The sequence below is a fragment of the Stenotrophomonas sp. SORGH_AS_0282 genome, from assembly GCF_030818125.1.
Taxonomy (GTDB): domain Bacteria; phylum Pseudomonadota; class Gammaproteobacteria; order Xanthomonadales; family Xanthomonadaceae; genus Stenotrophomonas; species Stenotrophomonas rhizophila_A.
In genome coordinates, this window is record NZ_JAUTAB010000001.1 from 40394 (window position 1) to 57347 (window position 16954).

5 protein-coding genes are annotated in these 16954 nt (G+C 69.1%); 4 read left to right on the forward strand and 1 reads right to left on the reverse strand.

Translation table 11 applies throughout. The features are described from left to right. Positions 1-56 precede the first annotated feature (56 nt). A complete protein-coding gene (locus QE395_RS00150; protein ID WP_306987230.1) occupies positions 57-2204 on the forward strand; it encodes a S46 family peptidase in 2148 nt (715 codons plus the stop codon). An 11-nt stretch (positions 2205-2215) separates the two neighbouring features. Here the strand turns inward: QE395_RS00150 and QE395_RS00155 are convergent, their stop codons facing one another. Further along, positions 2216-2944 (reverse strand): hypothetical protein, encoded by a 729-nt coding sequence (locus QE395_RS00155; RefSeq protein ID WP_141236221.1) that lies wholly within the window; start codon positions 2942-2944, stop codon positions 2216-2218. Positions 2945-3131: 187 nt separating this feature from the next. Here QE395_RS00155 and QE395_RS00160 point away from each other — a divergent pair, with 187 nt between their 5' ends. The 3 genes from QE395_RS00160 to QE395_RS00170 all read left to right on the forward strand — a co-directional run bounded on the left by QE395_RS00160 (position 3132) and on the right by QE395_RS00170 (position 16952). Next, positions 3132-3839: a response regulator transcription factor gene (locus tag QE395_RS00160; RefSeq protein WP_249833355.1), complete on the forward strand. Its 708-nt coding sequence runs from the start codon at positions 3132-3134 to the stop codon at positions 3837-3839. A 223-nt stretch (positions 3840-4062) separates the two neighbouring features. Beyond that, positions 4063-13602, forward strand: coding sequence for an SdrD B-like domain-containing protein (locus QE395_RS00165; RefSeq protein ID WP_306987231.1), 9540 nt, complete (start codon positions 4063-4065; stop codon positions 13600-13602). Continuing rightward, the gene (locus QE395_RS00170; protein WP_306987232.1) at positions 13599-16952 is read left to right on the forward strand and encodes a hypothetical protein; all 3354 of its coding nucleotides are present in this window, start codon (positions 13599-13601) and stop codon (positions 16950-16952) included. Before QE395_RS00165 ends, QE395_RS00170 begins: the two co-directional genes overlap by 4 nt. Positions 16953-16954: the final 2 nt, after the last annotated feature.

The window sequence follows — 16954 nt, forward strand, 5'->3', positions numbered from 1 at the left end:
CCCGCGCGCGCCCAGTGGCTAAGGTGCCCGCTCGTTCCGCCGTACTGGATGCACCCATGCCCGCACGCAAGCCCCTCAGCGCCGCCCTGGCCCTTGGCCTCACCCTCGCCGCCGGCGCCCACGCCGACGAAGGCATGTGGATGCCGACCCAGCTGCCGGACCTGGCCAAGCCGCTGAAGGCCGCCGGGTTCAAGGGCAACCCGGCCGACCTGGCCAACGTGACCGCCGCGCCGCTGAGCGCGGTGGTGCGTGCGGGGGGCGGCACCGGCTCGTTCGTCTCCGAAGACGGCCTGCTGCTGACCAACCACCATGTGGCCATGGGCGTGATCCAGTACAACAGCACCGCCGAGCACAACCTGATCGACGGCGGCTTCATCGCCCAGGGCCGCGGCGATGAGCGCCCGTCCAACCCGGATTTCCGCGTGCTGGTCACCACCGGCTTCGACAAGGTCACCGATGAGGTGCTGCGCGATGCGCGCGGCAAGACCGGGCGCGCCTACTTCGACGCGGTGGACCGCGCCAGCAAGCGGCTGGTGGCCGAGTGCGAGCAGGAAGGCAACGTGCGCTGCAGCGTGGCCGACATGTACTACGGCACCGATTTCTACCGCATCCGCCAGCTGGAACTGAGCGATGTGCGGTTGGTGTACGCGCCGCCGCGCGCGATCGGCAACTACGGCGATGAGATCGACAACTTCATGTGGCCGCGCCATACCGGCGATTTCACCCTGCTGCGCGCCTACGTGGGCAAGGACGGCAAGCCGGCCGCCTACAGCCCGGACAACGTGCCTTATCACCCGCCGGCGCACCTGAAGATGTCGGTCGACGGGCCGAAGACCGGTGATTTCGCCATGCTGGCCGGATACCCGGGCATCACCTACCGCCACCGCACGGCGGCCGAGTTCGCCGGCCAGATCGACACGGTGCTGCCGCGCCGGGTGGCGGTGTTCCAGCAGATGATCGACACCATCGAAGCGACCACGGCCAAGGATGCACAGGCGCGCACCCGCTACGCCGCGCAACTGCAGTCGCTGAAGAACAACCGCAAGCGTGCCGCCGGTGAGCTCGAAGGCCTGCTGCGCAGCGATGCCAAGACCCAGCGCGCGACCGACGAGGCGGCGATGCTGAAGGCCACCGATGCGACCTGGCAGCCGGACATCCAGGCGCTGCTGGGCTCGCTGTCGCAGGGCGCGTCGATGGGCGAGCGCGATTTCGTGCTGGAACAGGCCGCCGCGCAGAGCCAGCTGCTGCGTTCGGCGTTGCTGCTGGAGCGCCTGCGCATCGAATCGGCCAAGCCCGATGCCGAGCGCGAAAGCGGCTACCAGCAGCGCGATCAGGCGCTGATCGAAGGCACCCTCAAGCAGGTCCAGCGCCGCTACGCGCCGGAGGTCGAGAAGGCGCTGCTGACGAATCTGTTGACCCGCTACCAGCAGTTGCCCGATGCGCAGCGCGTGCCCGAGTTCGACGCCGCGTTCGGCCGTACCCCGGCCGCGCTGGCCAAGGCGTTGGACGCGCTGTACAGCGGCACCCGGCTGGGTGACGAAACCGAACGCCTGAGCCGCTTCGCCGCTGCGAAGGAAGGCAAGGCATTGGCGCACGACCCGCTGATCGACCTGGCTGGCCCGCTGGTGGCCGCGCAGTTGCGCATGGAGGGTGAGCGCAAGGAACGCGAAGGCGAACAGCTGCGCCTGCGCCCGGCCTACATGCAGGCGCTGTTTGCGTGGCGGGCAAAGCAGGGCCGGGCAGTTTACCCGGACGCCAACCGCACCCTGCGCATCAGCTACGGCAAGGTGGAAGCGCTGTCCCCGCGCGATGCGGTGCATTTCGACCCGGTCACCACCGTGGCCGGCATCGTCGAGAAGAACACCAATGCATTCCCGTTCGATGCGCCCAAGCCGTTGCTGGCGGCCATCGCCAAGGGCGATTTCGGCAGCACCGCCGACCCGGTGCTGAAGACCCAGACGGTCAACTTCCTGACCAACCTGGATACCACCGGCGGCAACTCCGGCTCACCGGTGCTCAATGCACGCGGCGAGCTGATCGGGCTGAACTTCGACAGCAACTGGGAATCTGTCAGCGCCAGCTGGTGGTTCGACCCGCGCTTCAAGCGCGCCGTGCACGTGGACATGCGCTACCTGCGCTGGCTGCTGGCCAAGGTCTACCCGGCGCCGGCACTGCTGACCGAAATGGGCGTGCCGGCCGAGTAGGCCGGCGCCCTTCAACGGGCCAGCGGCGTCAGCCCGGTCCAGTCCATCTGCAAGGGCGCGAGCAGCAGATCCAGTTCGTTGCCCAGCGGGTTGCCGGGGTCCCAGACGTTGGGGTTGGCTGCAGCGTGCGAGCGCTCTGGCGGCGCGGCGCCGTTCCACGCCACCAGGGTCAGCTTCATGCCGCCGCGGTGAACGCCTGCCACCGCGTCCAACTGCTGCGCACCCAGTGCCCGTACTTCTGTGGGCTGAAAGCCCAGCCGCTCGGCCTTGGCCAGCAGCTTGACGGCAATATCGCTGACTGCCAGCTCGCGCCAGGTCAACGTTACCGGCACCGGCAGCAACGAGAACTCGCGGCGCAGTTCATGCAGCAGGTGGGCATGGATCTGGCTCTGCGGCCGCTGTATGGCGGGGTCGGTTCCGGGATCAAGCGGCAGTGCCGCTTCCACTTCGTGCAGGTAGTGCACCAGCTGCAGCGTGCGATGTTCATCCGCACTGAGTGGGCCGAACGGGGAACCGGCTACCGGAACCGCCAGCCGCTGGTAGATCTGCGCCATCGGCCAACGACTGGTACGGTCAGCCGGCGGAGGGGTTTCAGTGACGGCTCGGGCGTTCCAGACCGAATACAGCAGGTTGCTGAGCGCGTTGCAGGTGACCTCGCGTTGGTCCGCGGGCAGCGAGGTTTCCAGGCGGTGGCGCAAGAGCGGGGTGAGTATGGCGGGCGGCGAGGTGGCTACGGGCATGCTGGAACTCCGTGGGAACGAGGGGCGGTCAACGCTGCCTGCCCCGATCCACACGAACAAGCGGCAACCACGACGCCCCACTGTCGCTTGCACCCACACGCCACCGCACTGCGGCTTTTGTAGCATTTGGCGGGTTCCCGGGCGGCGGCTAGACTGCAGGCTGGATCCGGAGGAAGCGACGCACCACGTGACTGCAGTACGGGAACTTGAAGGGCTGAAGGTCTGGGTGGTTGAAGACGACCCGGAGCTGCTTGCACTGCTGCTGGACGACCTGGCCTGGCGCGGCGCGACCGTGCGTGGCCTCGACAGCGCCGAAGCCCTGTACCGCGCGCTGTTGAGCGACCGCTGCGACATCGTGGTGCTGGACGTGGGCCTGCCTGGCGAAGACGGCTACACGGTGGCGAGCCACCTTCGCGCCTCGGCCTCGATCGGCATCGTGATGCTGACCGGCCGTGGCGACCCCCGCGACGTGGCGCTGGGCCTGACCCAGGGCGCCGACCTGTATCTGGTCAAGCCACCGGACCTGGACGTGCTGGCAGCTGGCCTGCACAGCCTGCGCCGCCGCCTGTCACCTCCTTCCGCCGCGCCGGCCCCCGCCACGGCGCAGCCACGCTGGCGATTGGCCGATGACGGCTGGACCCTGCACGCACCGACCGCAGCCACCCTGGCGCTGACGATGATGGAGCGCGGCGTGCTGCAGTTGCTGTTCGCGGCCAACGGGGGCGCCGTCACCCGCGAGCAACTGATCGCCAACATCACCGACACCCCGTGGGATTTCGATCCGCACCGGCTGGACGTGCTGGTCCATCGCCTGCGCACGCGCGTGCGCAGCGCCACCGATGTCGAGCTGCCGATCCGCGCGCTGCGCGGCCAGGGCTACCTGCTTACCGCCTGACCCGCTCCCGGTCGGCGTGAGCCAGTGTGAGCGTGCGTGAGCCGCCGGCACTGACTTGCCTTCACGGCAACATCACAATCCGCCCCGCCCGGCACCGTCGGCGACGTCTGTCGCCTGCAGGCTTGGGATTCATCTGACAGGGGACGTCTGGACCGGTTGCGTTGGGTACGCATCGTGCGGCGTTCCCTGTGAACGCTGCAACGACCGGAACAGGGGAAAACGCATGTCCATCCAGAGCGATCGCGCAGGCATCTGCGCGGCGGCAACGCCGTTTGAGCGCACGCAGGCGCAGTCCTGGCGGTTGTCGCTGCGCCGCGCCGTGCTGGGCTTGCTGATGGCGCTGCCACTGCCCGCACTGGCCATCGACCTGCAGATCACCGACTTCTCCGATACCGGTTACGACCCGGTGCCGGCCGGCACCACGGTGATCTACAACGTCAAGGTCGAAAACGGCGCCAACGACACCGCCAGCGGCAGCGTGACCCTGTTCGATCTGCCCGCCGGCACCGCGCTGGGCAGCACCGCCCCGGCGGGCTGCAGCGCCTCGGCCGGCGCTGCCGGCACTACCCGCGTGGTGTGCACGAACCCGGCATTGAATGCCTCCACGGCGCCTTACGAATTCAAGCTGCCGGTCACCACCATTGCCTCGCAGCCGGCCACCATTACCGTGCGTGCCGCGATCGGTTTCGCCAACGCGCTGCCGCCGGCGACCACGCCGATCAACTCGCTGCAGAACACCGACCCGTTCTTCGGCAGCGATACCAACGTAGCCAACAACCGCACCAGCCAGAACACCACCATCCAGGCGGCGGCCGACCTGGAACTCAGCAAGAGCGCCACGCCCGATCCGGTGATTGGCGGCGGTGAAGTCACCTACACCCTGACCGTGCGCAACGCCGGCCCCAGCGTCACCACTGGTTTCCGGGTGGTCGACACGCTGCCGCCCAACGTTACCTTGGTCAGCACTCCGACGGGTGCGGACTGGGCCTTCACCCAGCAGAACGGCACCTACAACGGCACCCTGGCGGTAGGCGCAAGCACCAGCTATTCGTTCCGCGGCAAGGTCAATGTCGGCACCGGCAACATCGTCAATTCGGCGGTGGTCAACGCCGGCAACGTGCCCGACCCGGTGCCGGACAACAACGCTGCCCAGGTAACCACGCAGGTGACCGCCGGTGCGGACCTGCTGGTGTCCAAGTCGGTATCGCCCGCGCCGGCAGCCGCCGGTTCGGTGGTCACCTATACGCTGACCGCGCGCAACGATGGTCCCAGCGCGGCCACCACCGTGGTCCTGCGCGATGCGTTGCCGGAAGGCTTCCAGGTCAACGGGGTATCCGGACCCGGCGGCTGGTCGTGCAGCAACAACGCCGAGCGCACCGTGGTCACCTGCAACGCCGCGAACTTCGCGCCGGGCGCGCAGGCGCAGATCGCGATCCAGGCGCAGGTGCCGTCCACCGGCACCAACAGCAGCGGCACGGTGACCAACACCGCCCAGATCAGCGCCGCAACGCCGGACCCGGTGCTGACCAACAACGAAGGCAGCGTCGGCCTGACCGTCATCCCCGACGGCGCCGATCTGCGCATGACCAAGACCAAGACCCCGGCGCTGGTACCGGTGTGGAACAACACCGGGCTGCGCACCGACAGCGTGATGACCAGCACCCTGCGCGCGCAGAACCTGGGCCCGCGCACGGTCACCGGCAACCTGCAGCTGGTCGATACGCTTGCCGCGGGCGAAGAATGGGTCGATGCCAGTGGGCAGCCCTACGCGGCGGGCGTGCCCGTGACCGTGGGCGGTTTCAGCTGCAGCGTGGACCGCGCCTGGAGCGGGGCCCCGGCGCAGGTCGTCACCTGCACCCAGACTGGTGGCTACCCCGTCGCGGTCAACGGCAACTCCGCCGCGCTGACCCTGTACACGCTTGCGCGCCTGCAGGGCACGCTGGCCAATACCGCCTGTACCGGCGGCAGCGGCGGTTCGGCCGAACCGACCACCGCCGGTGGCATCAACCTGGATCCGAACACCGGCAATGACTGCACCGGGGGCCAGAGCCGCGCCACCGACGCCCGCGCCGACCTGTCCATCACCAAGCGCACCAATGGCGCTGGCGACGCCGACAACGTGATCCGGGAAGCGGATGGCGGGGTCAGCTACACGCTGCAGGTCACCAACAACGGCGCAACCACCACCGGCGTGGTGGTCAACGACCCGATCCCGGGCTTCGTCACCGGCAGCACCACCGTCACCAAGAACACCGTGCCGGCCGGCTGGACCTGCGATGTGGTCGGCAGCGGCTACATCTGCCGCTCCGCCGGCACCGCGCTGGCGGCCGGCGCCACCGCCACCATCGTGTTCACCGTCAACCGCGGCCTGTTCGACAGCCAGAGCCAGGGCGCTGGTACCTGCGGTGGCGTGGCGATGCCAGCCGGCCGCTTCTGCAACACCGCAGGCGTCAGCATCGATCCGACCGTGAGCGGGTCGATCGGCGAAGCCAACCCGGGCAACAACAGCGCCTCGGACTGGGTGCAGATCGACCCGGTGGCCAACGTGGCCACCACCGCCAAGGACATCACCTCCGGCAGCCCGGGCCGCGCCGGCGTCAACACCACCTACCGCATCACCTACCAGAACCGGGGTCCGTCCACGGCCCGTGGTGTGGTGTTCAGCGATACCTTCACCCTGCCGGCCAATGACGCCGGTTTCGTATTGATCTCCGCGGTGCGCACTGGCAGCGGCAGCACCGCGTGCAGCGTGACCTCCAACGATGCGGCGATCAGCTCGGCGCCCGCGCCGGGCGGCACGTCGTGGTTCAACACCGGCGGCGCGCCCGCCACGCTGCGGCTGACCTGTGCGCCGCAGGACATGGCCAACAACTCCACCCAGACCATGACGGTGGTGATCCGCCCGAACGTCAACAGCGGTAATACGGGCCGCCGTTTCACCAACGATGGCTCGTTCCATTTCGATCCGGACAACACCGGCAGCCCGGTACCGGCCAGCGGCGTCGACGGCAGCGGGCGCAGCTACAACTACAACAGCCGCACCGACGATGACCTGCGTGCCGCCGCGCTGGATTTCACCGCCGGTGAAGTCGACCTGATCGTCAACAAGATCGACCAGAACTTCGCCGGCGCGGTGGATCCGCTGGGCTTTGACTCGCGCGTGGGCCAGGAAGCCAACAACTACATCCTGTACCAGGTCAGCGTGCGCAACGACGGCCCGTCGCTGGCCACCCGCACGGTAATCGAAGACACCATCACCCCGGCCAGTGGCGCCAACGTGGCCTTTGTCGGCAGCCGCACCGGTAACGCCACCACGCCGCAGGGTGCGCTGGAAGCACCGGGCGTGCGCTGTACCGTTGCCCCGGGCAGCAGCAATCCCACCACGGCGCCGCAGACCCTGTCGTGCAGCATGCCCAGCGTAGGCGTGTCCACCACCGAACAGGGGGCGATCGCCGCCAACCAGACCAGCTACCTGTACCTGGTGTACCAGTACCTCAGCGCGCCGCCGGCCACCGGCGCGACGCTGCTGAACGCGGTCACCGCACGCTCGGCCGAAACCGAGCGCGATACCAGCAACAACAGCGCGGTGCAGGAGACCAGCATCCGCACGCGCTCGGACCTGGCAATGACCAAGACCAGCGTGGTGCTGGCGCCCAATGCCAACCCGACACAGCCGCTGCCCGCCGCTGCCACCACGATCAGCCTGCGCCAGCCGTTCTGGTACGTGCTGGACGTGGTCAACAACGGCCCGGGCCACAGCCTGTCGCGCGACCGCAGCGGCGACAACCCGCTGCGCGGCGATGGCGTGGTGGTCACCGATACGCTGCCGGCAGGCCTGGAGGTGATCGGCGGCGGCGAAGGCACCAGCTGGCAGAAGGCCGGCAACACCGCCGACGCCGGCGTGGTCAGCAACGGCACCGGCAGCTGCGTGGTGAACGGTCGCAACCTTACCTGCCGCATGGGCGACCTGGCACTGGACGGCCGCGTCCGCGTGCTGGTGCCCGCGCGCTGGACCACCCTGCCGGCCAACGGCGCCGGCCTCAACACCGCGCGCGCCACCAGCGACCAGCTCGATCCGACCCCCGGCAATGACGAAGGCACCAGCACCCATACCGTGGTGCGGTCCTCGCTGACCGGCGTGGTGTTCCAGGACCGCGAGCGCAGCGGCACGGATGGCGGCACGCCGCAGGCCGGCGAACCGACCATTTCCGGCGTGGAAGTGCGCCTCACCGGCACCGATGCCTACGGCAACGCGGTGACGCTCACCACCACCACCGACGGCAACGGTGCCTACCGCTTCGACAACCTCGCACCGGCCGGGACCGACGGCTACACGCTGACCCAGGTGCAGCCGGCCGCCTACGTCAATGGCCCGGTGGCACCGCCCGCCTCGGGCGGCCTGGCGCCGTCGGCCGGCGGTGCCTATGCCGTGGTCGATCCGGCGATCAGCGCCAATTCGCTCTATACCGCCGTCGCGCTGGGCGCGGGCGTGGACGCCGTGCGCTACAACTTCCCGGAAGTGCGCCGCCCGGCGTTGTCCGGCTTCGTCTACGTCGACAGCAACTACAGCAACACCCGCAACACCGGCGACGCCCCGATTGCCAACGCCACCGTCGAACTGCTCGATGCGGCCGGCACCGTGGTGGCCAGTGCCACCACCGCCGCCGACGGCAGCTACAGCTTCCCCGGCCTGAACCCGCTGCAGGTGTACACGCTGCGCGAAGTGCTGCCCACCGGCAGCTACCGCAACCGCCCGAGCGCGATCAATCCAGGCCTGGTGGGTACTGCGGCGTGCGCCGGCTGCACCGTGGCCACCGGCGCGGCCGGCGATGCGGCAACCACCGACCGGATCGGCAACATCGACCTCTCGCGCGGCGAAGACGCCACTGCGTTCAACTTCGGCGAAGACGCGGTCACCGCCATCTCCGGGCATGTGTACCTGGACCGCAACGGCAACGGCGACTTCGATACCGGCGATGCCGGTACGCGCAATTCTCAGGCCAATGGCGGCCTGCAGGGCGTCACCGTCACCCTCATCGGCGCGGGCCCCGACGGCGCGTTCGGTACGGGCGATGACCTGCCACCGGTGGTGGTCCAGACCGACGCGCAGGGCCGCTACGATTTCGATGGCCTGGTGGTCGGGCAGAACTACCGCGTCACTGAGACGCAGCCGCAGGGGTATGCGAACGCCGCCGAAAACGCGACCAACAGCATCACCCTCAACGCGCTGCCGTTGACCGGTTCCAGTGGCAACGATTTCGGCGAGGCGCTCGGTTCGCTCAGCGGCGAGGTCTACGAAGACTTCTCCAACGTGGCGGCCAACAACAACAACGGCCGCCGCGACGCCGGTGAAAACGCCATCGCCAACGTCACCGTGACCCTGTCGGGCACGGACGTGCTTGGCAATCCGGTCGTGCTGACCACCACCACCGATGCCAACGGCGGCTACCGCTTCAGCGACCTGTTGCCGCCGCAGGCCGGCACCGGCTACACCCTGACCGAAACGCAGCCGGCCGGTTACCTGGACGGCAAGCATGCGGCCGGCAATGCGGCCACCCCCGGCAGCACGGCCGTGGCCAACGTCATTTCCGCGATCGCCATCAACGCCGGGCAGGACGCCAGCGGCTACCTGTTCGGTGAACTGGCCAATGCGCCGATCAGCGGCACGGTGTACCTGGACCGCAACGACGACGGCGACAACACCGCCGGCGACATCGGCGTACCCGGCGTGCAGGTGACCATCGTCGGCAATGGCGCCGACGGCGTGTTCGGCACGCCCGACGACACCACCGTCACCCTGGTCACCAATGCCGATGGCCAGTACAGCTACCCTGGCGCGATCGCCGGCCAGGCCTACCGCATCACCGAAACCCAGCCGACCGGGCTGGGCGAAGGCCGCGAGCAGCCGGGCAATGTCATCCTGATCGCCAACCTGCCCGCCGCCGGCGCCAGCGGCAACGACTTCGGCGAGCTGGCCGCGTCGCTGTCCGGCACCGTGTTCCTGGACCGCAACAACAACGGCGTGCAGGACGCCGGCGAGCCGGGCCTGGCGGGCGTGCAGCTGCAGTTGCCGGCCGGCACGGTCGACGCGCTGGGCAACGCCGTGGTCACCGTGGCGACCGACGCCGACGGACGCTACCGCTTCGACCACCTGCTGGCCGGCACCTACAGCGTGACCGAGCAGGCCACGCAACCGTCGTTCAATGGCGGCCCGACCCTCAACGGCCTCACCCGTGCGGGCAGCATCGACGGCGCTACCGTGGGCGTGTCCACGGCCGTGGCCAGCGTGCCGAGCGCGATCAGCGCGATCACGCTGCCGGCCGGCAAGGCAGGGACCGCCTATGACTTCGGCGAGATCCTGCCGGTGTCCATCGCCGGCGCGGTGTTCTTCGATGTCGACAACGATGGCGTGCGCAACGGTGCCGCTGAAACCGGCATCGAAGCGGTGACTGTGCAGGTCAACGGCACCGACGACACCGGCGCCAGCGTCTCGGTCAGCGTACAGACCGGTGCCGATGGCCGCTTCGTGTTCGAGGGCCTGCGCCCGGGCACCTACACGCTTGTTGAACCGCAGCAGCCGGCCGGCACCAGCAACGGCGTCACCACCGCCGGCACCGTGGGCGGCACGCCGCGTGGCACTGCCACCCCGATCACCACCGTGCCCAGTGCGATCAGCACCATCGACCTGACCACCCCGGGCAGCGCCTCGGTGGACAACCTGTTCGGCGAAATTCCGCTCAACAGCGGCATCAGCGGCAAGGTCTGGACCGACCGCAACAATGACGGCGTGGTCGACCCGGGCGAAACCGGCCTGGCCAATGTGCGGGTCACCCTGACCGGCACCGATCTGGCCGGCAATCCGATCAGCCGCGATACCGTGACCGACGCCGACGGCAGCTACAGCTTCGCCGAACTGCCGCCGGGCACCTACGTGGTGACCGAACCGGAGCAGCCCACCGGCACCCGCGATGGCCGCACCGTGGCCGGCAGCACCGGTGGCGGCGTGACCACGCCGGGCACGGCGCCTTCGCAGATCACTGCGCTGGTGCTGGGCGTGAACCAGCAGTCGGTGAACAACAACTTCGGGGAGATTCCGACCGCCAGCATTGCCGGCCGCGTCTACAACGACAGTAACGACAACGGCAGCGTCGACAGCGGCGAAGGTGGCATCGCCGGGGTCAGCGTGGTGCTGACCGGCACCGATGACCTCGGCCAGCCGGTATCGCTCACGTTGAATACCGATGCCGAAGGCCGCTACCGCTTCGAGGGCCTGCGCCCGGGCACCTATACCGTGACCGAGCCGACCCAGCCGCCGCAGACGCTCAACGGCATCACCAGCGCCGGCACCGTCAACGCCGCCCTGGTCGGTGTGGCCAGCGACCGCGCCAGCGTGCCGTCGGCGATCAGCCAGATCGTGCTTCCGCTGGGCGTGGACGCGGTGGACTACAACTTCGGTGAGATCGGCGATTCGCCCGACCTGATGGTCAGCAAGGCGTCCACCAGCACGCGCTTCACGGTCAACAACCTGGCCGGTTACACCATCCAGGTGCGCAACGCCGGCCAGCAGCCGAGCCGTGGCGAGTACACGGTGCACGACCGCCTGCCGGTGGGCCTGAGCCTGGACAGCCTGCCGGTGGGGACCGGCTGGAGCTGTACCGGTGAACCCGGCGCGGTGCGTTTCAGCTGCACCAGCCAGCGCGTGCTGGCCGCCGGTGCGGTATCGCCGGACAGCATCGCCGTGGTGGTGCGCGTGGCCGCCGCAGCGGCCGAGGCCGGCACAGTCAACAATGCCGTGCTGGTGGAAGGCGGCGGCGAGAACCCGTTCCGCGCCCCGACCCCAACCGAACGCGCTGCGTTCGAGGGCGAGGTGGGCGACCTGCCGGCGTGCGTGGACACCATCATCCACAACGCCTGCCGCGTGCCCAACAGCGTGCAGCTGGCCGCGTCGGTCGGAGGCACCGTGTGGTTCGACGTGGGCAGCGATGACCAGCTGCTGGACGGCGGCGACAGCCGCCTGTCGGCCTGGATCGTCGAACTGGTGGACCCGGCCAGCGGCCAGCTGGTGAAGAGCACCGTGACCGCCGCCGACGGCAGCTACCGCTTCGGCGATGTGGTGCCAGGCGTGAAGTGGAACATCCGCTTCCGCGACCCGCGCTCCACCGTGCTGTGGCCGTTCCCGGTCACCCGCGAAACTGCCGGCGGCGTGCAGGAAGCCTGCGACGCCGACGCGGCGATCGCGCGCGGCGGGGTCAGTGCCTGCCGCACCACCGACAACGGCACCAGCCAGCTGGAAGTGGTGCTGCGCGCCGGCGACCACCTCGCGCAGCAGAGCCTGCCGGTGGACCCGTCGGGCGTGGTGTACGACGCCACCACCCGCGACCCGGTACCCGGTTCGGTGGTGACCCTGGCGCCGGTTGGCCTGTGCAGCGGGTATGACCCGCGAACCAGCGTGCTCAATGCAGCCGGTGGTGGCTATCGCATTGACGGCAACACGATTGCGATGACCGTCGGCAGCGAAGGCTTCTACCAGTTCGCCTTCGCGCCGGCCGCGCCGGCCCGCTGCGAGTTCCAGCTGACCGTCACGCCGCCGGGGGGTTACACCTTCGTGTCGACGATGATTCCGCCGCAGGCGGGCGCGTTGTCGCCGGCCGGCGGTGCCGGTGCCAACCATGTCGTGCAGACCAACACCCAGGCGCCGACCGGCGCAGTGGGTACGGCGACCGAGTACTACCTGACCCTGTTCGCGGGTTCGGCCACCGCAGCGATCGTGCACAACCACCTGCCGCTGGATACGGCGGTGGCCACCGGCCTGGCGATCACCAAGACAGGCGACCGCCAGACCGCCGAAATCGGCGACACCGTGCAGTACACCATCACCGTGCGCCAGACCGCCGGCAGTGCGCTGGCCGCGTTGAACGTGATCGACCGCCTGCCGCGTGGCTTCACCTACATCGACGGCACCGCGCGTGCCGACGGCCGTGCGGTGGCCGACCCGGCCGGCAAGCCCGGCCCGCTGCTGGGCTTCGCGCTGGGGCCGATCACTGTCGGTGGCCAGATCGTGCTGACTTATCGGGTCCGCGTGGGCGTGGGCGCGCAGCAGGGCGACGGCATCAACCGTGCGCAGGCCCATGGCTGTTCGATCAGCGGCGGCTGCATCGACCCGGTTGCGGTCACCCCGCTGCCCGGTTCGCTGGCCTCCAACCGTGCCGAATACCGCGTGCGCGTCACCGGTGGCGTGTTCACCGAACAGGCCTGTGTGCTCGGCAAGGTGTTCATGGACTGCAACAACAACCACCTGCAGGACCGCGAGGAGCTGGGCATTCCGGGGGTGCGCCTGTACTTCTCCGACGGCACCTGGGTGATCAGCGATTCGGAAGGCAAGTACAGCTTCTGCGGCCTGCCGCCGCAGAGCCACACGCTCAAGGTCGACGGCAGCACGCTGCCGGTCGGCGCGCGCCTGACCACCAGCAGCAACCGCAACCTGGGCGACGCCGACAGCCTGTTGCTCGACCTGAAGAACGGCGAGCTGCACCGCGCCGACTTCATCGAAGGCAGCTGCGCCAACCCGGTGCTGGAGCAGGTCAAGGCACGCCGCACCCAGGGTGAGGTGCAGGCGCCGGAAACCGAACCGGGCCAGGCGCCGCTGCGCTTCGAGAGCAAACCCGCACGGGCGCCGCAGCAGGCGACCGATACGGCCAACCAGAGACCGATCGTGCATCCCAGAGCCACACCGCCCGCCGCCGCCACGGAGGGCCAGCCATGAGCCGTGCTTCCGTAGTGCGCCAGCTGCCGCGCCTGAGCCTGCTGGCCTGCGCACTGGCCACCCTGCCGGCGATGGCCCAGAACGTGGGTACGCCGGGCCGGTTCACCCCGGTAATCGGCGATGCCAGCACGCTGTACCCGCGCAGCCCCGCCAGCCTGGACGCCGCGCCGGTTGCGGTGCGCGCCGCAGCGGGCACGCTGGACCGCATCGTGGTCGAACTGGACCGCGACGGCGTGCCGGCCGATGGCCAGAGCCCGGTGCACGTGCGCGTGCAGCTGCTGGACCCCAGCGGCCTGCCGCTGTCCGGCACCACCTACGCCACCATTGAAAACAGCGGTGGCCGGATCCGCCTTCCCGGCTCGCGCACCGATGAGCTCGGCCCGGGTGCACTGGATGCCGACAAGGTCACCCCGGGCGTGCAGCTGCAGGTGGTCGACGGCGTGGCCGAGTTCGACCTGGTCGCGCCGCACGAGCCGCAGGATGTGCTGCTGCGGATCACCGCAGGGGCCGAAACCGCGCAGGGCAGCATCGGCTTCGTGCCGGAGATGCGCGAGATGATCGCCACCGGCCTCATCGAAGGCGTGGTCAACTTCCGTCGCCACGGCAATGGCAGCCTGGTTTCGCCGGTGGAGCACAACGACGCGTTCGACCGCGACATCCGTCGCTGGGAGCGCCAGTTCAACAACGGCAAGGCCAACGCCGCCGCGCGCACTGCGTTCTTCGTCAAGGGCCGGATCAAGGGCGATGCGCTGCTCACTGCCGCCTACGATTCGGACAAGGACACCCGCGGCCGCCTCCTGCGTGACATCCAGCCCGAGGAGTTCTACCCGGTCTACGGCGACGCGTCGCTGCGCGGCTTCGACGCGCGCTCGGCCGAGCGCCTGTACGTGCGCATCGACAACAAGCGCAGCTACCTGCTGTACGGTGATTTCCAGACCGGCGACGGGCTGGCCACGGCCACCGGCATCGGCGGCAGCGGTCCGATTCCGCAGCGCAGCCTTGGGACCTACAACCGCACCGCCACCGGGCTGGGCTGGCATTTCGAAAGCGAGCGCGTGCGCAGCAATGTGTTCGCCATCGAAGATTCCCTGCGCCAGGTGATCGAAGAGTTCCGCAGCCAAGGCAGCGGGCCCTACGCGCTGCGCAACAACGCGGTGCTGGAAGGCAGCGAGCGCGTGGAAGTCATCGTGCGCGACCGCAACCAGCCCACCCGGATCGTCTCGGTGCGGCCACTGGCGCGCCTGGTCGACTACAGCTTCGAGCCGTTCTCCGGCCGCATCCTGCTCAACCAGTTCCTGCCGGCGTTCGACAGCGACCTCAACCCGGTCTCGCTGCGTATCACCTATGAACTGGACCAGGACACGGAGAAGTTCTGGGTGGTGGGAGCCGACGCGCAGGTGAAGCTCACCAACCGGCTGGAAGTCGGCGCGGCGGCGGTGGATGACCGCAACCCGTACGCGGAATTCCGCATGGGCAGCGCCAATGCCAGCTACCGCTTCGGCGACAACACGCTGCTGGTGGCCGAGTTCGCGCGCACCCGCAGCGAGGTCAACACCAACAGCATCAACCAGATCACCTCGCAGGGCCTGAAGGACGTCACCGGCGAGGTGGAAGGCGATGCATGGCGGGTGGAGTTCGCGCACGAGGGCGACAAGTTCGACGCGCGCCTGTTCGCGGCCCGCACCGACCCGGCGTTCAACAACCCGGCCGCGCCGCTGTACGGCGGCCGCGGTGAGTACAACGCGCGCGTGGCCTACCAGCTTGGGCCGCGCCTGGAGCTGTACGTGGAAGGGTTGCGCAGCGAAGACCGCAACCCGGATGGCGGCAAGCGCGATGCCGGCGGCGCCGGCGTGCGTATTGGCGCTACTGAACGACTGACCCTGGACCTGGGCGTGCGCAGCATCCGCGAAACCATCGGCCTGACCTCGCCGTGGTCGTCGGGGGTGCCGTTCGGCAATGCCGGTGGCCTGACCGGCGGCTTTGCCACCGGCGCCGGTGGCGGCGCGCTCGGCTACGGCCAGCAGGCGCTGGACCCGGCCACCGGGTTGATGGTGATCAACGGCAGCAGTACCGGCAGCCCGATCACCAGCGACCTGCCGGTGGGCACCGAGCTGGAATCGGACAGCGCCCGCTTCGGCCTGGGCTACCGCCTGAGCGACAAGCTCAGCAGTGGTGCCGAGATCGAGCACAGCGTGAGCGGCGAAGAACGTCGGCGCCTGGCCGCCGGGTTGGATTACCAGGTGTTCGAACGCAGCCGCCTTTACGGCCGCTACGAAAAGCAGACCGGTCTGACCAGCGCCTACGGCATCACCACCACCGACCGCGAGGCCGACGCGCTGGTGTTCGGTATCGACAGCAGCTACCTGCGCGATACCCAGACCTTCAGCGAGTACCGCCTGCGCGACGCGATCAGTGGCCGCGACGTACAGGCCGCCTCGGGTATCCGCAACAACTGGGACATCGCCGAAGGACTGCGCCTGTCCAGTTCGGCCGAGCACGTGAAGGTGATCGACGGCAGCACCGGTGACAGCACCGGCCTGGCGCTGGCCTTGGACTACGGCGCCAACCCGTTGTGGCGCGGTGCGATACGGGCCGAACATCGCATCTCCGAAGACGTGCCGGACACCGACACCAATGAGGCGTTCAACACCACGCTGCTGCAGTTCATGCTGGCCCGCAAGCTCAGCCGCGACTGGACCCTGCTGGCCCGCAACTACCTGCTGAGCACGCGGTATGACGCACGCGGCGACGTGCTGCAGGACCGCTTCCAGCTGGGCGTGGCCTACCGCGATACCGACCGCAACCGGATCAACGCGCTGGCCCGTTACGAGTACAAGCTCGAGCGCGACGAGAGCGGGCTGACCCTGGTCGACGGCAGCACCGTGGATGGCAGCAGCCAGGACGTGCGCACCCGCGCGCACATTGTCTCTGCCCATGCCGATTGGCATCCTTCGCGGCCGTGGTGGTTCACCGGGCGCGTGGCCGGCAAGTGGCAGCAGGATCAGTTCGCCTATGCCGACGGGGGTCGGGTCAACAGTGACTTCCGCGCCACGCTGCTGTCCGGGCGGGTGGTCTATGACATCACCGAGAACTGGGACATCGGCGTGCTCGGCTCCACGTTCCGCGGCCAGAGCGGCGCCAACCAGTACGCCTACGGCATGGAAGTCGGCCGCCTGCTGCGCCAGAACCTGTGGCTGTCGGCCGGCTACAACTGGACCGGCTTTGCCGGCGACCGCGACCTGAACGGCTATGAGTACACCCAGCAGGGCGTGTTCGTGCGCCTGCGCTTCAAGTTCGATGAAGACCTTTTCCGGCCGGACCCCGTCCGCTACCGCGACCCGGCACGCTGAGG

Bases quoted from the DNA above. Each gene is read 5' to 3' on its own strand.
- QE395_RS00150 (WP_306987230.1), top strand. From the start codon at position 57: ATGCCCGCACGCAAGCCCCTCAGCGCCGCCCTGGCCCTTGGCCTCACC.
- QE395_RS00155 (WP_141236221.1), bottom strand. From the start codon at position 2,944: ATGCCCGTAGCCACCTCGCCGCCCGCCATACTCACCCCGCTCTTGCGC.
- QE395_RS00165 (WP_306987231.1), top strand. From the start codon at position 4,063: ATGTCCATCCAGAGCGATCGCGCAGGCATCTGCGCGGCGGCAACGCCG.
- QE395_RS00170 (WP_306987232.1), top strand. From the start codon at position 13,599: ATGAGCCGTGCTTCCGTAGTGCGCCAGCTGCCGCGCCTGAGCCTGCTG.